At 42.8% G+C, this 19,235-nt stretch carries 13 protein-coding genes; 3 read left to right on the plus strand and 10 right to left on the minus strand.

The window, feature by feature from the left end; translation table 11 throughout:
- Positions 1-153: 153 nt before the first annotated feature.
- The 3 genes from AC1XTG_RS07380 to AC1XTG_RS07390 all read right to left on the minus strand — a co-directional run bounded on the left by AC1XTG_RS07380 (position 154) and on the right by AC1XTG_RS07390 (position 5,027).
- Positions 154-2,346, minus strand: coding sequence for a glycoside hydrolase family protein (locus AC1XTG_RS07380; RefSeq protein ID WP_056280692.1), 2,193 nt, complete (start codon positions 2,344-2,346; stop codon positions 154-156).
- Between the two features lie 359 nt (positions 2,347-2,705).
- Positions 2,706-3,779: a glycosyltransferase family 4 protein gene (locus AC1XTG_RS07385; protein WP_056280696.1), complete on the minus strand. Its 1,074-nt coding sequence runs from the start codon at positions 3,777-3,779 to the stop codon at positions 2,706-2,708.
- Between the two features lie 39 nt (positions 3,780-3,818).
- Positions 3,819-5,027: a hypothetical protein gene (locus AC1XTG_RS07390; RefSeq protein WP_056280699.1), complete on the minus strand. Its 1,209-nt coding sequence runs from the start codon at positions 5,025-5,027 to the stop codon at positions 3,819-3,821.
- A 151-nt stretch (positions 5,028-5,178) separates the two neighbouring features.
- On the opposite strand from AC1XTG_RS07390, the gene AC1XTG_RS07395 reads away from it, so the two are divergent.
- Positions 5,179-6,312, plus strand: a complete 1,134-nt coding sequence (locus AC1XTG_RS07395; protein ID WP_056280702.1) for a glycosyltransferase family 4 protein — start codon at positions 5,179-5,181, stop codon at positions 6,310-6,312.
- Positions 6,313-6,380: 68 nt separating this feature from the next.
- Here the strand turns inward: AC1XTG_RS07395 and AC1XTG_RS07400 are convergent, their stop codons facing one another.
- The 7 genes from AC1XTG_RS07400 to aspS all read right to left on the minus strand — a co-directional run bounded on the left by AC1XTG_RS07400 (position 6,381) and on the right by aspS (position 16,327).
- Positions 6,381-7,529, minus strand: coding sequence for a hypothetical protein (locus AC1XTG_RS07400; protein WP_056280704.1), 1,149 nt, complete (start codon positions 7,527-7,529; stop codon positions 6,381-6,383).
- Complete coding sequence (locus tag AC1XTG_RS07405) at positions 7,526-8,605, minus strand: EpsG family protein (RefSeq protein ID WP_056280706.1); 1,080 nt, start codon at positions 8,603-8,605, stop codon at positions 7,526-7,528. The genes AC1XTG_RS07400 and AC1XTG_RS07405 overlap by 4 nt, the downstream gene beginning before the upstream one ends.
- Positions 8,606-8,648: 43 nt before the next feature.
- A complete protein-coding gene (locus tag AC1XTG_RS07410; RefSeq protein ID WP_056280708.1) occupies positions 8,649-9,455 on the minus strand; it encodes a glycosyltransferase family 2 protein in 807 nt (268 codons plus the stop codon).
- On the minus strand, positions 9,456-10,625 hold the full coding sequence (locus AC1XTG_RS07415; RefSeq protein ID WP_484841499.1) for a glycosyltransferase family 4 protein: 1,170 nt from the start codon (positions 10,623-10,625) through the stop codon (positions 9,456-9,458).
- Between the two features lie 365 nt (positions 10,626-10,990).
- Positions 10,991-12,043, minus strand: a complete 1,053-nt coding sequence (locus AC1XTG_RS07420; RefSeq protein ID WP_056280712.1) for a Wzz/FepE/Etk N-terminal domain-containing protein — start codon at positions 12,041-12,043, stop codon at positions 10,991-10,993.
- Positions 12,043-14,436 (minus strand): polysaccharide biosynthesis/export family protein, encoded by a 2,394-nt coding sequence (locus AC1XTG_RS07425; protein WP_056280715.1) that lies wholly within the window; start codon positions 14,434-14,436, stop codon positions 12,043-12,045. The genes AC1XTG_RS07420 and AC1XTG_RS07425 overlap by 1 nt, the downstream gene beginning before the upstream one ends.
- Positions 14,437-14,569: 133 nt before the next feature.
- Positions 14,570-16,327, minus strand: coding sequence for an aspartate--tRNA ligase (gene aspS, locus AC1XTG_RS07430; protein ID WP_484841500.1), 1,758 nt, complete (start codon positions 16,325-16,327; stop codon positions 14,570-14,572).
- Between the two features lie 92 nt (positions 16,328-16,419).
- On the opposite strand from aspS, the gene AC1XTG_RS07435 reads away from it, so the two are divergent.
- Positions 16,420-17,337, plus strand: coding sequence for a PE-PGRS family protein (locus tag AC1XTG_RS07435; protein ID WP_484841501.1), 918 nt, complete (start codon positions 16,420-16,422; stop codon positions 17,335-17,337).
- 11 nt (positions 17,338-17,348) lie between these two features.
- Positions 17,349-19,235: a CocE/NonD family hydrolase gene (locus AC1XTG_RS07440; protein WP_484841502.1), complete on the plus strand. Its 1,887-nt coding sequence runs from the start codon at positions 17,349-17,351 to the stop codon at positions 19,233-19,235.

Genomic DNA, 19,235 nt, shown 5'->3' on the forward strand with positions numbered 1-19,235 from the left:
GTGTGTTACTTAATGATTTTCAAAAATACCTTAAATGTTAAAAATTACCAGTTTCATCACCGAAAAAGTAGGTGCAGCAATTTCTCTGAGGCTATAAAACAAAATCAGCCGGTAAATTTTTGATTTACCGGCTGATTTTGTTTTTGAAACGGATTAAGGCTGGGCTGTCCAGGTACCTGTCTTTTCAATGACCGTCCAGGTATTGTCACTTGTTTTTCGCAGACGAATGCGACTACCTACTACGTTACTGGTAATCCATTTCCCATTGCCCGACGCAAGAGGCGTAATGTTGTCTGTTGCATTTGGTATGATCGTAATATTTTTCGCCGTTTTAACCTCGATAATGACGTCAGGCCAGCCCGCATTTACCTTACCTAAGGTAACATTACGTGTATTGGTCGATTTTTCATTGGTATAATATTGCTTATAGTAGGTATAATCAGCGATACTATTGCCTGCTCCGAGTTCATGAACCAAGGTCTTGTTTGCATCGGAAAGTGCAAGCTCGGCATTTACAATCATGTTGTTTGATGGAAAATAATCACCTGATTTAACCGGATCAACGATACTGCAATTCAAGATCTTGTTGGAACTGTTCCAATCTTTGAAGCTGAATGCGCGGGTACTAAGCTTGGTTGCACGAAGGTCTGTTATGCTGGGGTTGAGAATATGAATGTTGCCTATATGTGTATCCCCTGCATCGTTTGTTTCACGGTGAACATAGAATGCGGCGCTGGCAGTCGGTGATGTACTGGCATTGGAGTTGCAGTTTATAACACTTGGTTTCTGTATCACCACATCGCATGCACGATAGCCCCAGTTTCTGGCTACAAACCCATTCAGCTTCGCATTTTTCCAAATGGGGTTCTGGATTGTAACAAATCCGCCAAGTGTACTTTTTACGCCGATTGCAAGCATTCCGTACTGGCTGCCATCGTCTATATGATTGGTGATTGTGACTTCAACTACATTACCGGTGCCGGATAATACCCCCGGACTGATTACAATTCCCGGGCCTTTATTACCTGCAGTCACAGTATTCAGAATTCTTATTCCTTCCGCGCGTTGCCCGGAATTACTTGGTTCGATATCAATCCCGGCTTGTGGACCTTCTCCGATAGTGTTGCTGAAAGAAGAATTGATAACATCAATGTTCCGGATAGAGACGATGGAAAGTCCCTGCCTTCTGTTATTGTTTGCGGAGACATTGGTGAGTTTTACATTTTCACTGATCTTTCTGACACTGGCAGAGCCTATATAGAATCCGTCGCCGCCACTATCGTTTGCTGCCATACCTTCCAGGGAAACATTCGCTACGCCTTCCAGAGAAAAAATGTGTCTGTGCTGTCCTGATGTGTATTGCGACTTCAGATCCCTGAAAATCACCCCAGGTGCCTTGATAGTAATATTGGATACATCATACATGTACATCATTTTCTGAGATGTTCCTAGTGTTCCCATACCTTCGACAATCGTTCCTTCTTCAAACGTAAGGTTAGAATTACTCCAGATGCGTATGCTTTTGATCCGATACGGCTGGGCTCCTTTCGGGAAAAACACGTTTCGGTATTTAGCATTGTCCAGCATCTTTTGAATTGCAGCCGACTGATCATTGGTCCCGTCAGCAACAACACCAAACCATCTGACATTTACTGCGCCTTCATATACGCGCTCGTACCTTCTTGTAGCTGCTACGATAGTCATTGCGCCATCATCAACGGCAGTAGAAGTACGGTTATACTTGAACAAACCGGATCTCCCTTCGTCAGTGATAAACACCGACGAAGCGGTATCTGCTACACCGGCCCTTAATTGGGCAATGGTAAGGTAAGGTATATAGTTTACTGCTGCAGTTGCTGCGACCCTTGCACCAGACTCAACGTCTTCAGATGCAATCCCTTCATCGGGTTTGAAAGACAACTGGGATACAGCAATATAGTTGCTTTGATTATCCGCTTTCCTGTGGCTGCGTAACAGTTGGAAAACACCATCGCCAGAGTTGTGGGTGAATTTACCCTTTACTGTGTAGGATACATAAGGCTTGGTTGATGAAAGCTCTGCACCTACGAAATCAGAGAAAGTACCTCCTGTTTGTTCGAAGCCGTCTGGCAAGATCAGCTTTAATCTGAACGCATTTGATCCTTCAAAGACAAACACGGTAGTGGCAGGAAGGTACATGTAGCTCGCCTTGATTTCAATCTGAAACTCTTCATTTAAGCCAACATGCGTAGCCTGGGTGCCGATTGAAAACTTGATCGGATCGATCAGAGGCGCCGCGTTTACTATGTAGGATAAATTAGCGAACAGCAGCAAGAAAATAGCTTTTAATATTGTAGAGCTTTTCACAGGTCTAAAATTAAATAAGTTTGTATTTTAACTACAAAGCTAATTTAAAAGTTCTACAAGAAAAAAATGACATTTGTCAATTAGTTCTACAATTCATGAATTTAAATGTCTTACCATTTGGCATTATGGACTAAAATCGCCTCATGTGAAAAATCAGGGCATATTTTAGCTTAACTCTCTATTAGAAAGCATGGTGTATCTTTTTTTAGAAACCAAAAGTTACAAATTTTGAAATCAAAAAGATAGTTGGAGCTGCACATTGAAGCTAGTATATATAGAACATATTCTACATTTCTATCGCGCTATGTAGAGTGATAGCGATCGAATTTTGCGTAGTAAAGGTGATTTGAAAGTGGGATTCAGGATGAAGTGCTCTCAATCTGCTCGATAAGGGAATCAGCATAGAGCTTTTTTGAAGCGAAGTGAGCGTGGCAGTTAGAAGAGAGTTTGGCGTATAGTGCAGGATTGCGGATTACGCTTAATACTTTGGCAAAATCCTCGTTTTTCTTTGCCGGATTATGGACGTCAATGAATATCGCAGAATCCATATCCTTTGAATAATTTACAATATCTCCAACAGGGGATACTACACCTACAATGCCATTCTGCATTGCTTCGGTAACACTCATCGCCATCCCTTCGTTGAAGCTTAATTGAAGGTAAAAGTGGTAATTTGGAAAGATCTTCCATTTCTGTGAGCCGGTTATTTCTCCTTTAAACCGGATATAAGCATTCAGATCATGTTCACTGATAATCTGCTGCAAGCTAGCCCCGGAGCCATCATCGTCCCTGCCGTAAATGTCAAAATATGCCTTTACATTATTTTCGTGCAGATATTTGATAAGCTCGACTGCGTCGGGTAAGTTTTTTACCTTATTTATCCTGCCCAGAAACATAAAGCGGACATTATCCTGTGTCTCTGGCGCAAGTGCCTTATTGTCGGTCGGTGTGGAGCGGGTGAGAAAGCTTACCACTTTGATTTTCGCTTTGGGCTTGAAGTGATCTGCAACATATTTCTTGGTCGCAGAGCTATCTACCAAAACAAAGTCGGCCATGCGAACAGCATATTTATTGAACTGCTTTGCAAATGCGTGAGGGAAGTCTGTGCTATGGATAAATGAATATAACCTGACGTTCTTGTCAACCAATTTACATAGCGTACCCACCAGCGAACTTCGCCAAAGTGAGCAGATTAGTATATCCGGACGGGTTTGTAATACGGTCCGAACAATTTTCGGCAATACGATCGGATAAAGCGGAACAGCATAGTCAAGAGGGATGAACACCTGTTTCTCCTCTTCGGATAAATGCGACATAATTGCTGGATTGATCTTCCCCAGTACTATAATTGTGAGGTCGTACTGTTTGTGAAGAGCAGGCACAGCTGATAACAAAGCAACTTCTACGCCGCCAATCGCAATACTGTGTAACACGTAAGTTAATCTTTTCCTTGAACTCAATGGAAGAAATAGCTATTTGATCAAAACCTTATTTCGCGCATTTGCCTGATCTATCAAATTCTTGATCTTTTCGTTGTTTGATCGGTTTTTCATGGTATACGTTTTCCCCTGATGGACCAGTTTCAGATTAGACAAGATGTATTTCACGCCGCCTTTCCTCGATTCGCTTGTGCCTTGGAAGAAATAGTAGTTAGGCTTGGCCGTGTTCCTTATGATAGTGGGGTTAATAATAGTAAAAGTTCCAGAAATATCCTTGGTATCATAAGGTGTCATGTCTCCGCTGGCAATGGCAAATGAAGCTCCGTATGCTTTGGGATCATCTGTGTAATCGGTCCATTTATCAATCGTAATGTCAATCTTATTAACCCCGCAAGTGTTTTTTGTAAAAATTGCGTAGAAGTTAGTTGTTGCCAGTACAGGACCAAGGTTGTTCTTTGTTTGCAGATTGTAAAACTTGCAGTTGATGTACTTGCTTGTGCAATCATTAGGCTCAAAGGACAATCCTGTTTGCGGTTTGACTATCTTGGTTTTATCTTCTTCACCGGTACCTTCTATACTTATGTCCCTAAAATCGCCATTAATAATTCCAGTGACCAACATACCTACCCGTGTTGCGTCGTTAACCACTAACTTATTAATAGTGATGTCCCGGCTCTGCTTGTTCCATTGAACGCGGACTGTTACGCCATCTCCCGAGCTCTTCGTTACTTTTGCATTGGCTATCGTAACATTGTCGGGCGCATACATGGCAATGCCGGCCCCGGCCGCGGAGGTGAGATAATCAGGGTTTGCTTTACTGCCTACGAGATTGATCCCGTCTATAAATACATCTTTGATATCCCAGGCGATGAAGCACATGTATCCGTTAGTTTTCATAGTACTGGGACAAACTAGTGAACTGCCCGCTGGAAAATACAATCTGTTGCCGGAACTTACCGAAATATGCCTTTTGTAACCCTTGAACGAGTCGTCGACACCAATAGTAAGGGGATAGGCAGGAAAGATGACGTATTTGTGCTCACTCAGGAATTTGTTGATGTAAGGAGAATAGTTGAAGTCCTTGACAATTTTACCTCCATTAATGCTTTTTAGATATGGTTCAATCGCGACACCGTATTTCATGGTACTATCGCGCAACATCTTTTCACGCTTTTGAGCATGTAAGCTGTGGTGCAGGCTAATTAAAACGACCAGTAGCAAGCTGAAAACAACTTTTTTCATAAGTTATTATTATTTATGAGCTGATAAGGCATATATATACGTACTTACAGGAGTAAGCTAAAACCCTACCATACGAAGGGTGCGTCATTTCCGAAAAAATCATTTTTTAGTAAAAGGTAGTAGATTTGCAACTCACACACATTTCCAGCCTATGAAAATTTCATACGTAACTTCCTACGATGCATCGGATATCCATAACTGGTCCGGACTTGGATATATGATTGCTGATGCATTGAGAAATCAGGATCATGAGGTTAATCTGATTGGTAGCCTGAAGTCCTCACCATCCGCCGAGATGTATCTGAAAAAGTTGTATTACAAGATCTTGGGAAAAGATTTCGACTTTGGAAGAGAACTTCACACAGCCAGGCAGTATGCTGCACAAATCAAATCCCGTGTAAGCAGTGATAGCGACGTAATTTTTTCACCAAGCACTTTGCCTGTTTCGCTGCTCGATATTTCCAAGCCGAAGGTCTTCTATACAGATGCAACCTTTGCCGGGATGATCGGTTTTTATGATTATTTGTCTAATCTTTCATCCAGTACAATTAAAAGCGGAAATGAACTGGAGAGGCAGGCATTAGAATCATGTGCTCTGGCGATTTATTCCTCAGAATGGGCAGCAAACACCGCTGTCGAACACTATAATGCCGATCCGGATAAAATTAAGGTGGTTCCATTCGGCTCGAATGTTGTGTCTGGAAAGGACCTGAATGAAATCCGGACAATCATCAACAACAAGAAACATGGAGAATGCAACCTGCTTTTCCTAGGAGTGGATTGGAAAAGGAAAGGGGGGGATATCGCGCTTGAAGTTGTAAATATTTTGAATGCAAATGGGTTAAAAGCCACCTTGCATATAGCCGGCGTAAAAAACTTCCCCTTCGAAGTTGCCCCTCCGCACGTCAGGAACTACGGGTTTATCAGTAAGTCAGATCCCGAGGGAATAATGCTGATGAACAAGCTGCTCGTTGAAAGCCACTTTCTTTTACTCCCCACCAGGGCTGATTGTACACCCGTGGTTTTCTCGGAGGCTAATTCCTTTGGGCTACCATGCATCACAACGAATGTTGGGGGTATTCCAACAATTATCCGTGAAGATGTGAATGGAAAGGCATTTCAGATCCAATCATCCGCCATGGAATATGCATCTTACATTGAATCTGTTTTCAGTAACTGGAGTTCTTATCAGCAACTGTCACTTTCCTCATTCAATGAATACGAAAGCCGCCTGAACTGGGATGTAGCTGGACGTACAATCACACAATTAATGTCCGAATTATAGAGACTTTAATTCGCTGACAAGAGATATGATTGTGGATCTGCTAAATCACATCTCCTCCTAAGTGACTGTTACACTGCTGGAATAATCGGATATTTAAGCTGATTAGAAAGGTTTTCTGTCGCCATATATCCAGTTTTAAATGCCCTAATATTAGCTATATACTGTTTGTAACGATCGCTGTTGACTATGTCAGGATCCAGGCCGTTTAGGACATAGTCATTTAACTCTTCCGGAGTTTTGAATGGTATTCCAATAGGGCCTGCAATCTCTGCATAGTAGTCGAAATAATCGTTATGGACATATAGTAGAGGAATTTCTGTGTTGATTGCATCCCAGAATGACCCACTTGAACAAAGTGAATAGTCGGAATTTTCGTAATAAAAAACGGTAAAAGATGATTCAAGTGTCAGCCTATCCAGCTCTTCGCGGGTTAATATTCCAAAATCGCGTTTGTAATTAACATGTTCATTCAGGAAGCATTGCATATTGGGATAAACCTTGCCGCAAACATTGAATTTGTATTTCAAACTTTTAGCGAAAGCCTGTTCTGCGAGCTGGAAAAAGTGGTGGGTATTCTTAGCCTTTGTTGCTACTCCTAATGTCGACAGCACAATCGGACGCGTGTCTTTGCGGAGTAGGGGAGGTTCAGAAAACGGGTAAGGATGGTCAAGGACAATGGCATTCTGTGATAAAAAAGAAGGCAGAACATCAATCAGGTTTCGGTAAATGCTTTTTCCCAGTATAATGTAAGTTACATTATGGTTTCTTTTAGCAAATGCCTGTTTTTGAAAAAATCCCCATATTTTGTTTAGGAAGTGCTTATTGAATTTTAAAGATTCAAGTTCACCGTGCATTACAATAGAAATTGGTGCCTTTCTGTCACCAAACAACTTATATAGAAAATGCGCAAAGGGATGGATTAACAGAATATATAATCTGGCATCTGCATGCTGCCTTGTCAGGCGAAGCAGTTTCCTGAGTGTTTGAAACTGATGATATGCCCTTATAAACTCTTTAAACCCGCCACGCTTGTCGTACACAGGAATTTCCTGATACTTAATGTTAGAAGTATCCTCCTTTATAACACGAAGGTGTTCTGCCTCTCCCAGAAAAACAATAGGCTCCGACGGGTATGTCTTAGTTAGAAGTTCTAAGAAAGATTTATTAAACTGCTCGTGCCTGAAAGCAACAGAGGATATATCAGATACGTAGATCATATTTGGTTTTCGGTAAAGATGGTTTTATATGGCACATTGATACCTTCATCACTTCTGATCATTGAAGTGAATTTATAAACCGAGAAAACAAAAACAATACTGACCAAGATTATTTTATAGCGGCGGGAGGCATTGTAATATGCTATTGGAATAGCCAAAATCTGAAAGATATCGTAAGGTCGGGCAATCCTGCTAAATATGGGATTTAAATGAGTAAATATTATATATAGTACAATTCCGAAAACGTATATATTGAAAATACCATTAAAATCTTTATCACCGTTTTCAGTGTAGTTTACAGCTGGTATTAACAATGCCAAAAAAAGCAATCTGCGAGATAGCCCTTTCAGGAGTGTTGTATATGGATCTTCAATTGCTTCATCACCGAGGTCCATATAAACCTCAGTCTTATGTTCTGAAACAGCTGACCCAATGGTTTCAATCATGATATCTGACAAGTAAAAGCTGATAATTATCACTACCAGAATAGCTAATACGGAAAGTACATTCCACTTTAAATTGTATAGGAAATACGCTGGAAAAAAGACGAATGAGGATTTATGGATCAGTGTGGCAATGAATACAACAATGGCAAACTTGTAAAATGATCTTTGTTGAATGAAAATGACAGAAAATAGTGTAATGCTGATAGCCAGATCCTGTCTTACTCCGAAACCACTGCCTACTAAACTATAAGATAATAGTAAAAACAGCGCGAAAGCTGGATAAGGACTTGTTTTATAAACAGTGTAATACGTAAATGATACAATGATAAGCGCACATTCGAAAAGAAATAGCGTATAGTTTTCGGAAAAAAGATTAAACGATCTAACAATAAGTTCGTAGCCAACCTCCATTCCTGTCGCACCAAATTCCACTTGCTTTATCCTACGAAAATAGGCGAGATAATTTGGCCAGTCTGTTCCTGTTTCCCAACGTATTCCCGCTGTTATAATTACCAGGCTGCCTATTAAGATCAATGGAAAAAGCAGTGACTTATTACTGGCTTTCTTTATAAACAAATCTGCCAATGCAGTTGTACTAAGCAGAAAGTAAATGATAAAGTAAATTGCCATTGCTTATTTAATTATAATCGGGTTGCACGCTGGATTTGTGTAGCTAAGATTTTTTAAGTCCTAATAACTTCTTAATAGTATCCTTCCCATTGACACCAAAAGACCTGATAATCAAATCGATAACAAGAAGCTTGCTGGCAGAAACTATCCAGGAGAAAGGAGGAATATATTTATACATCCCATTGCTTATTTGTACACGACGCGTATCTGCAAGCAATTCGATTTTACTAACAGCGAAACTCAGCCCCCCAGTCCGCATCACCGCAACTGTTACAGGGAAATAGGTTGCATCGTGATCTTTCAAATGGCTTAAAAGGAAGTCGTAATCACCAGCAATCTTGTAAGAAGTATCAAATAGCCGTTCTTGAAAAAGACTACGCGCATGAAATGTTGCCTGGTGTGCGAGATACATAGCCACGTCTCGAAAGCGTTTTTTCAAATCCGGCCATGCTACGCCGTATTGCTTGTCTGTTCCATCCGGATAGCGATATATAATATCCCCGTAGGCTATTTTATGAGGTGTTGTAGACAAATATGGAATAGAATCCGCTATTGAATTCTTGTCTGCCAGAAAATCATCTGCATTGATAAAAAGCAGCCAATCGCCAGTGGAAGCTCTTACCCCTTTGTTCATTGCATCATAAATCCCCTTATCTTTTTCGCTGATCCAGTAATGCAGCTTGTCACTGTACCTACGAATAATATCAACCGTTCCGTCAGTGGAATTTCCATCAATAATAATGTATTCTATATTGGAATATGTCTGCTCAAGAATACTGGTGATAGTAGTCTCGAGATATTGCTCACCATTTCTTACGACAGTTATTATAGTGATTTTAGGAGATTGCATTCAGTTGGATTTTAAGGCCAGATTTACCTCGTTCACAAAGTTGTCGGCATAGCTGCTAACAGTAAAATTCTTGGCAACGTGGCTCAGTGCATTTTCTGAAATGTTTTTGTATAGAACAGGATCGGACAGAAGCTTGTCTATATTTTCAGCTAGATCATCTTCTTCACCTGTGTAGAGCAAACCCGTTTTTCCATTTTCTATAATCTCACCCGAACCCGCAGATGCAAATGCGACAACAGGTACGCCATACATCATACTTTCGACGGTCACTCTACCGAAGGCTTCCATGCGCGAGCACATTAAGGTCACGTCCGAATCAGCTACCACTGTTTTTATATCTTTCACAAATCCAAGGAACTTCACGTATTCAGACAGGTTCTCCTGTTGAATATATGTATTAAGTTCACTGTAATATTCAGGATCATTGATGTCGCCTGCAATTTGCAGTGTTAGCTTCTTTCCTTGCCGTAACAATAGCCTAAGTGCCTTGATGGCAATTAGTTGGTTTTTAGCCCGATTAATAACTCCTATTATTGAAATGACGGAAGTCCTAATTGCAAGGGTCTTTGGAGTCAGCGCCATATCACTCCCTACCAGGCCATTGTAAATAATCACGCTGCGGGTGTCAACTTTGCCCTGTACCAGCCTTACCTCACGTATGCTTCGTGAGATACAGATTATTGTATCCGCTTTGCGAGCCCAAAATCTGAAAAAGGGTTTTCCAAGATTGTATTTGGAATCATAATCTTCATATACAAATTCCCGAAAATGCCACAAATGCTTTTTGGCAGCAAGTTGAGCTGTGATAGCCCCAATCAGAATTACAGATGAATTGGAATGAATGATGTCAATTTGTTCACTGTTTATCAGACTTACAATATTAGTGGCTGCCCGGAAATTGGTTACGAGCTTTAAAATGCCGCGCAGCATCGGAGTGTTACTTGTGCCATTGTAAACATCGGGTTTAAACGGAATAACGCGGTAGGCAACAGAATTGGCTTTCAATTCGTCCGTGAATTGTCCCTCTTGTCTGCATATGACCAGCCAATCCAATCTGTCGCGCGAGGCAAGAATCAACGTCAGTAGCGACCTGTTTGCACCATATAGTTGTCCATAGTGGCTAAATGACAGGATCTTTGGCTTTTTAATCTTACCGTATGCTTTGTTCATTAATATCAACAGCAATTAAACAGCCTTCTTTTTTGCGTTAGTGTAAAGGTACAAGTATCGCGATCCTTTGTTCCTTTTGAAGTTATCTTAATTACTGCACTAAGAAGGCCTATTTCTAGTAAAGTGAAGACTATTCCTACGAGGGGAAGATTGCGCCTGCACTAAATGTGATCATTGAAAGCAAACCGGGATACTGAAATTTTAAATAACAGCTACTTCACTCCATTTGCTTCCAGGTAGTATACAATAATTCATCAGAGGGAAAATCAGACTGGTGAAGGAAGTAGTTGCGTGAAGGCAAGCAACGAAGCCTTTACTAGGCAGATTAATAGGACAATGTAAATAGCTGGAACTTAGGGTTTGCGTTAAAGAAGTCGCAAGTGGTATTTTTCTTTGAAAAATACAATGTAGATCAGCGTAAGGATTGCTCCTGCAATTGCAAACACCAAGCCAATAATAAGCCTTTTAGGGCTGCTTTTGTTAATCGGAACCTTCGCAGGTTCTAAAATCTTGAATACCGGCTTTTCCTCCTTAACCTTAATTTTGGATTGTTCAAGCTTGACGACAAGGTCAGAATAGATTGATTGAGCAAGCACATATTCCGCCTGCAGACGCTGTTCTTCGATACGGGCTACGTTGAGGAATGCGTTTCTGTTTCTGTCCCGATAACTCTGCAAGGCGTACTCTGCTCTGTCTTGTCTTGCTTTAGCTTCCTTTACTCTGTCATCAAGGAATAAAGCCTGGTCACTCGTTTTTGATGTTCGGTAATCTTCGACATATTGAATAAGATACTCCTTTGCACTTTCAACGATCATTGCAGCTACAACAGGGTCAGGCATTTCACATTCAATAGTGATAATCCCGTTTTTATCATCCACATTAATGCTTACCAATCCAATTGCAGCCGAAATTTTGGCTTGTTCGTCGCTGGTAAGGGAAATAATATTGGATTTTGGCAATGGTGTTTGTGCCTTGGGCGGTCCCGGCTTTGATTTGAATAGCCCTTTGATGCTGGCTAACCAGTTCTGCGTTGTGTCACGAGCGAAATATTGACGCAGGTCAGCATACTTTTTCCCTGATTCGTCTATAACCGGTTGTTTTAATAGGTACTGACCAAATGGCGTACTTTTCAAAATGTTCGGATAAAGTTCAGGAACCAGTTTTTCAGCACCGCCTCGTTCAGCAGTTACGGCCATACTGAAAAAGGAATTCTTCCCCGACATACCGTATTCCGGAAGAAGTATAGTTTGTGCCGTAAAGAGTTTTGGCAACAAAAAACTGTAAAGTATACCGATTACTGCAAAACATATGGGTACAATTACCAACACTAAAAAATACCTTCTAATAAAATCCAGCAGATCCGCTACACTTACTTCAAGCGTTTCCCTCTTCGTCAAAGTCTTGTTCTCCACCATCATTATAAAATACGTATCAATGCAACCGCGAGGGTGGTGAATAATGAAATAAGGGCTAAGCGTTCTCCGCGGGACATTGGTTGCTCGTTCCTTGGCTCTTTCATTGGGATTGTAATCACAGAACCTGGTTCGACGCGGGGATAAGATCTGAAAAACAGGAATTTGTTTGTCCTGTGCGTCCGGCCGTTAGGATACGAAACGTACGTTCTGTTTTTACGCGCTCTCTCCGTGTAGCCGCCTGCCTGTGAGATGTATTCTTTGAAGTTGAAGTTCCGGTCAAAGTTCACGACAGAAGGATTATAAACTCCTCCCTGAATCCGGACCATTTCAGACTTCTTGGGAATGTAAAGCGTGTCTCCGTCCATCAGCAGAAGATTGGCTGGGATATTTGGCTTCTCAACAATAGCCTTCAAATCGAGGGCAACGAGCTCCCGGTTCCGGTAAAAGCGTGCTCCTTCAATGTAAGCCTCCTTTTTCATTCCGCCTACTTTTGGGAATAAGTCTGAAATACGTTCAAAGTTGTTCAGGATCGTGTAAGTACCAGGATAAGTTACTTCTCCGGCAACTGTCACGATTTTTTGGCTCTCGTACCTTGGTGATTTACGCACCAGCACGATATCATAGGGGAGGAGTTTGAATTTTTGATCTTCCTCATTCAGTACGAGGTTGTCCGCTACATTCAATGTGAAAATCCGGACATTCTGCGACTCGGGTAATCCGATCGTATCATTCTTAACCCGCCGTGAAACTTCAATGCGGTAAGGGACCCCGCCTTCGGTAAAGCCACCAGCCTGAAAGATAAGGTCAGCTATCGTAATGTCTTTGTAATAATAGTAGGCACCAGGGTTGATAATTGATCCGTCTATTGACAGGTAAGTGAATTCTTTTAGGTCTTCCACCGACTTGATCGTCAATATATCGCCCGGCAAAAGCTGAATGTCAGGAATTTCATTATTCAGCAGTTTGCGAAGATCAATGGCGACAAGACCTGTCTGCGTATCTCCACTTGCGCGTTCCAGCAATGCGCGGTTTAAAAATGCTCTCTGACCTATTCCCTGCGCAATGTTGATCAGTTCCTTCACTGTTTTGGTACGTTCGTCAAGCGGATAAAAGCCTGGGCGGGTTACCGCGCCACGGACTTCAACCTGATTGGCAATTACGTCGAGGATCTTTTTGATAGTAAAGATGTCGCCGTTCTTAGGAATGAAAGAACTGATTTGCGTCGAATCAATCGTACCGATAATGAAGTTATTGCCTGTATTACGTTGATACTGAATTAGCTGAGTAAATGCTTCCGGGGAAAAGCCGCCTGCATATCTAAGCAGATCATTCAGCGTTTCACCTGGCTTTGCTTCAAAAACACCTGTTTTCTTTAATTGCCCTGCAAGCTCCACCCGTGTATCGTAAGGACGGATAAGTATGATGTCCTGATCCCTTAATGCGATATTATCCCGAAGATCTCCGTCCATTAAAAACCGGTAAAGGTCTATTTTGCGGAGTACCTTATTGTCCCTGATAATTTCGATATTCCTGTAAGATCCGTTTCGGTTAGGTCCGCCGGAAACGTATAATGCATTGAATGCAGTAGCAAGAGAAGAAACAGTGTAGCTGCCAGGTCTGACAGCTTCTCCGATAATCATCACTTTAATGCTGCGTACGTTGCCTAACGTGATGCTCGAGTAAGTGCCGGAACCAGGCCTGTTTAGTGTAGAATATGCCTGCCTAAGCCGGTTAACAATCCTTTCATTTGCCTGTTCAATGGTAAGCCCGCTTACCTGCACTGGTGCGAGGTTCAGCATTTTTACAGTTCCTTCCGGGCTGACCTTCATCCTGAAATTGTCAACGGCATTTCCGTAAATGTCAACGATCAGCTCGTCGTCAGGTCCAAGAATATAGTTTTTCGGGGTAGCGATGCGTAGATTAGGTTCGAAAGTTGCAGCTGAGCGCCCAAAGAATGCGGATCCGAAAGTTCTGTTCAATCTTCTTTGTCTTGCTTTTCCTGCGGCCGTCGAGTCCCTCTCATTGTTCGTCTCGTCATCGAGCTCGTCCTGATCGTCCTGCTCGCGTGTCTCATCAATCTCATCGCGGTTAGGGTCATTTCTGGTGTTGTCTTTCGAATTCTGCTGCAGCCTGCGGCGAATGGTCGAAATATCATCGAGTGAATAACCTCTCTGAAGCGCAGCTCTTTCAATGTCCATGTCGGACATCCCGGCACCTTTTGCCTGATTGTAAAAGTCGACAGCCTGCTGGTTGCCTACTTGTGCGGGATCAACCGTGGGTTGCGTAGTTGGTGTCTGCGGAGCGGTGTTTTGTGCAAAAACTTGAAGATTGATTAAAATCAGAAATACAGGCAGAATACGCCTTAAGTATTTCGCTAGAACGGATTGATAATGCATGCAGTGTTGTTATTTCGGCCGGTACTGGTGCGCTCCATTGTACCGGCGTGATTTGGAAAATCCTAAGTTGTGGTAAAACTACAAAATCTTAACTAATAATGATTTAAGAGTCACTACAGTTAACCGGATAGGACTATTCAACTTTTATTGATAATTCTTTCAATTGGCTATCGGCAATAACTGACGGTGAATCGATCATTACATCGCGGCCTGAATTGTTTTTCGGGAATGCGATAAAGTCCCTGATCGAGTCGGCACCGCCAAATATGGAGCAAAGTCTGTCGAATCCGAATGCGATACCTGCGTGTGGTGGTGCTCCGAACTCGAATGCATTCATCAGGAAGCCAAATTGTTCCTGAGCTTCCTCCGGCGAAAACCCGAGTATACCGAACATTTTCTGTTGCAGTTCTTTCTCGAATATCCTGACAGATCCTCCGCCAACCTCAACGCCATTAATAACCATATCGTATGCATTTGCTCTCACAAGCCCCAGATTTTTGTCCAGAAGATCAATATCCTCGGGCTTCGGACTCGTGAAAGGATGGTGCATTGCAAACCAGCGATTTTCAGTTTCGCCAAATTCCAGCAATGGGAAATCCAGTACCCAAAGCACCCGGTATTCATCCGGATTTCTCAGTCCAAGGCGGCTTCCCATTTCAAGGCGCAATTCATTCAACTGCTTCCTTGCTTTGTCTCCTTGTCCGGATACTATCAACAGTAAGTCGCCTGGTTTTGCATTGAATGCAACTATCCATTTTTTAAGGTCTTCTTCGGTGTAAAATTTGTCAACGGAAGACTTGATTGATCCATCGGTATTATATCGCACATAAATCAAACCTTTCGCACCAATTTGCGGGCGCTTGATCCAGTCTGTAAGTTCGTCCATCTGCTTGCGCGTGTACTCAGCACAGCCCGGCGCACAAATCCCTACAACTAACCCTGCATCATCAAAAACGCCGAATCCTTTTCCCGAAGTAAGGTCCTGATCTTCGCCTTTAAGCTCCGTGAATTGCATGTCAAAACGAATGTCAGGCTTGTCCGAACCATATAAACGCATTGCGTCTGCATAGGTCATTCTTGGGACTTCCGGCAGCTCGATGCCTTTCACATTCAAAAACAGGTTCCGGATCATACCCTCGAAGGTGTTCAGTACATCTTCCTGGGTTACAAACGACATTTCGCAGTCGATCTGCGTAAATTCAGGCTGGCGGTCTGCACGCAAATCTTCGTCACGGAAACATTTAACGATCTGATAGTAACGGTCAAAACCGGCTACCATCAGGAGTTGTTTGAAAGTCTGAGGGGATTGGGGCAATGCATAAAACTCACCCGGGTTCATTCTGCTCGGTACCACGAAATCGCGCGCACCTTCGGGTGTAGACTTGATCAGAACCGGGGTTTCAACTTCAATAAAATTCAGATTATCAAGATATGTTCTGGTATACCGGGCAACCTGATGACGCAGTTGCAGGTTTTTACGGACATTATTTCTTCTCAGGTCGAGATACCGGTATTTCATCCTGATATCGTCGCCACCGTCCGTTTCATCTTCAATCAGGAAGGGTGGTAACTTAGCAGGATTGAGGATACTTATTTCCGAAACGCGGATCTCAATGTCGCCTGTCGCTATCTTGTCATTTTTAGACAAACGCTCAATCACGGCTCCTTTTGCCGAAATCACAAACTCGCGACCAAGCGAACGGGCGATTTCCAGCACATTGGCCGGTGTCTTTCCTTCTTCAAAAAGCAGCTGGGTAATGCCGTACCGATCGCGGAGATCAAGCCAAATCATTCCCCCCTTGTCGCGAACCCGCTGAACCCACCCGCACAATACAACCTCTTGATTAACATGTTCTAAGCTTAATTCCCCACAGGTATGTGAACGTAACATATAACTATTTTGATACTGATATAAAGAAAGTCCCTGATAATAAATGCCGCAAAACTACGTATTTTTAGCAAATCTAACATGCAACGTTTTTCATGAATGTATTCACCCGGCCGGGTAACCAGCTCTCAATTGTATTTGCATCACTAGCTCTCGGGCTGGCTTTTTCCTGTAATCCTGAGCCAGAGCCTCCATTAGGCACTTCCGATCAGTTTGAAACAAAAGCTGAAAAATTTCCCATCGAACCCGGTATAATTGACGAGGGTTCCGGACTGGCGCCCAGTCTGAACATGCCAGGTTATTTGTGGACAAATCAGGATTCAGGTGCGCCCAATTCACTTTATCTGATCAGCAAAGACGGGAAATCGATTAAAGAATATAATGTACCAGGCACCACTAACCGTGATTGGGAAGACATCGCTTCCGGTCCTGGCCCCAATGCAGGAGTTAATTACCTGTATATCGGTGATATTGGCAATAATAATACACCTGCTTCGCCGGTCAGCGTCATTTACCGTGTCCCGGAAATTGCAGATCTGAATGGTGCATTCAATCAGTCTTCGGTTGAAAAGATTTCTTTTAGTTATCCCGGTGGTCCACGCAATTCGGAATCGATGATTGTAGACCCGGTGACCAGGGATATTTTCATTATCTCGAAAGACATGGAAAATACCGGTATTTACAGACTGCCTTATCCGCAATCTACCAGTGATGTGATCATTGCTGAAAATGTGGGTACTATTCCTGGCATTTCTACCGCCACAGGCGCGAGCATTTCCAAAGACGGAAGTGAAATTCTGGTTCGCACTTACCTGGCGGTTCATTACTGGAAGCGAATGGAAGGCGAGGGTGTAGGACAGGTTCTTAAACAGGCGGCTGCGAAACAATTAAGAATTGAGCTGGAACCGCAGGGAGAAGGCGTTTGCTTTGAAGCAACGCGTGCAGGATTTTATACGATTTCTGAAAAATCAACTGCAACTTCCGTATCCCTTAACTTTTATAAAAGACTATAATCAGGGCCAATATGTTTAGAGCGCTACTAACCGCGGTTTTTCTTTTCGTTTTTGTTGCTGCTCACGCGCAGCCTTCGTCAAATGAAACCTGGATCAGGGAGAATTACACCAAAACGGAATATGACATTCCGGTCCGTGACGGGATAAAGCTGCATACCATCGTTTATACACCGAAGGATGCATCTCCCGATAAGAAATATCCCTTTTTGATGCAGCGGACCTGTTACAGCGTAGCTCCGTATGGTGCCGACAAATTCCCTGCGAAACTGGGTCCAAGTCCGGCTTTAATGCGTGACAAGTTTATTTTCGTGTATCAGGATGTGCGGGGACGATATATGAGCCAGGGAGAATGGACCAATATGACGCCCCATATCGAGCAAAAAAAGAAGAAATCGGACGTAGATGAATCCTCGGACACTTACGATACCATCGACTGGCTGCTCAAAAACATTCCGAACAACAATGGGAGGGTAGGACAATGGGGTATTTCCTATCCCGGGTTTTACACTACCGCCAGCGCATTGTCCGGGCACCCTGCTTTAAAAGCATCCTCGCCGCAAGCTCCGATTGCGGATTTTTTCTTTGACGATTTCCATCACAATGGCGTGTTTACGCAGGGTTATTACCTCACGTTCCCTGTGTTTGGCATAAAGCCGCCAAAGCCTACCACCGCTTCCTGGTTTGCAAGTGAAATGATCAGCCCTGAGCCCGACGGTTATACTTTCAACCTGAAAATGGGGTCGCTGAAAAATTTTGATAAGTATTATTCCAAAAACTGGTACTGGCAGGAAACAATGGATCATCCCAACTATGATGAATTCTGGCAGAAAAGGGACATACTCCCGCATTTGAAGGGGTTGAAACACGCATTTATGACCGTAGGCGGCTGGTTTGATGCGGAGGATCTGTATGGACCGCTGAATACCTACAAAACCATTGAGAAGAACAATCCTTCGGCTTACAATACCTTGGTGGTGGGTCCATTCGGGCATGGGCGGTGGAGTGCAGAAGCTGGCCACACGATGCATAATGATATCTACTTCGGGGATAGTATCGCCACTTTTTACCAAAATAACATTGAGGCCAAATTCTTTAAACACTTTCTGAAAGAAGCAGGTGATGGCAAAACAGGTTTACCGGAAGCATATCTTTTTGATACAGGAAAGAAAGAATGGAAAACCTACGATAAATGGCCGGTTGCCAATGCTGAAAAACGGAAGCTGTATTTTCAGGCAAAAGGTAAACTCAGCTTTAATGCACCTGACGAAAGTAAGTCAGAGACAGCCTATGTAAGCGATCCTTTGAAGCCGGTCCCATATACTTCAAATTATAAGCAAATGTCAGGCTTTACGCCGTTTGAGTATATGTCCGAAGACCAGCGTTTCGCAGCAGCCCGGCCTGATGTGCTTGTTTTTGAAACCGATGTGCTGGATCAGGACATTACTTTGGGAGGAGAGATTACTGCATTGTTAAAAATCAGTTCCAGCGGCACCGATGCTGATTTCTTCGTGAAGCTGATTGACGTTTATCCGGGCAATGAGCAAAATCATGAATACCTGAAAGATAATAAAACGGTATTGGCAGGCTACCAGCAAATGGTAAGGAGCGAAATCATGCGGGCAAGATTCCGGAACAGCTTTCAAAAGCCTGAGCCGCTGGTTGCCGGTCAGGTTACCGACATTAAGTTCCGATTACAGGATGTACTTCATACTTTCAAAAAAGGGCACAAGATCATGGTGCAGGTTCAAAGTACTGCATTCCCCCTTTTCGACAGGAATCCCCAGAAGTATGTCGAGAATATTTACAAAGCTGCTGATACTGATTTTACAACTGCCACGCAGACTGTCTACCACCAGGCAGACGCGGCGAGCGCACTGGAAGTTGATATAATCAAATAA

The sequence above is a fragment of the Dyadobacter sp. HNCC25DJ183 genome (assembly GCF_056895175.1).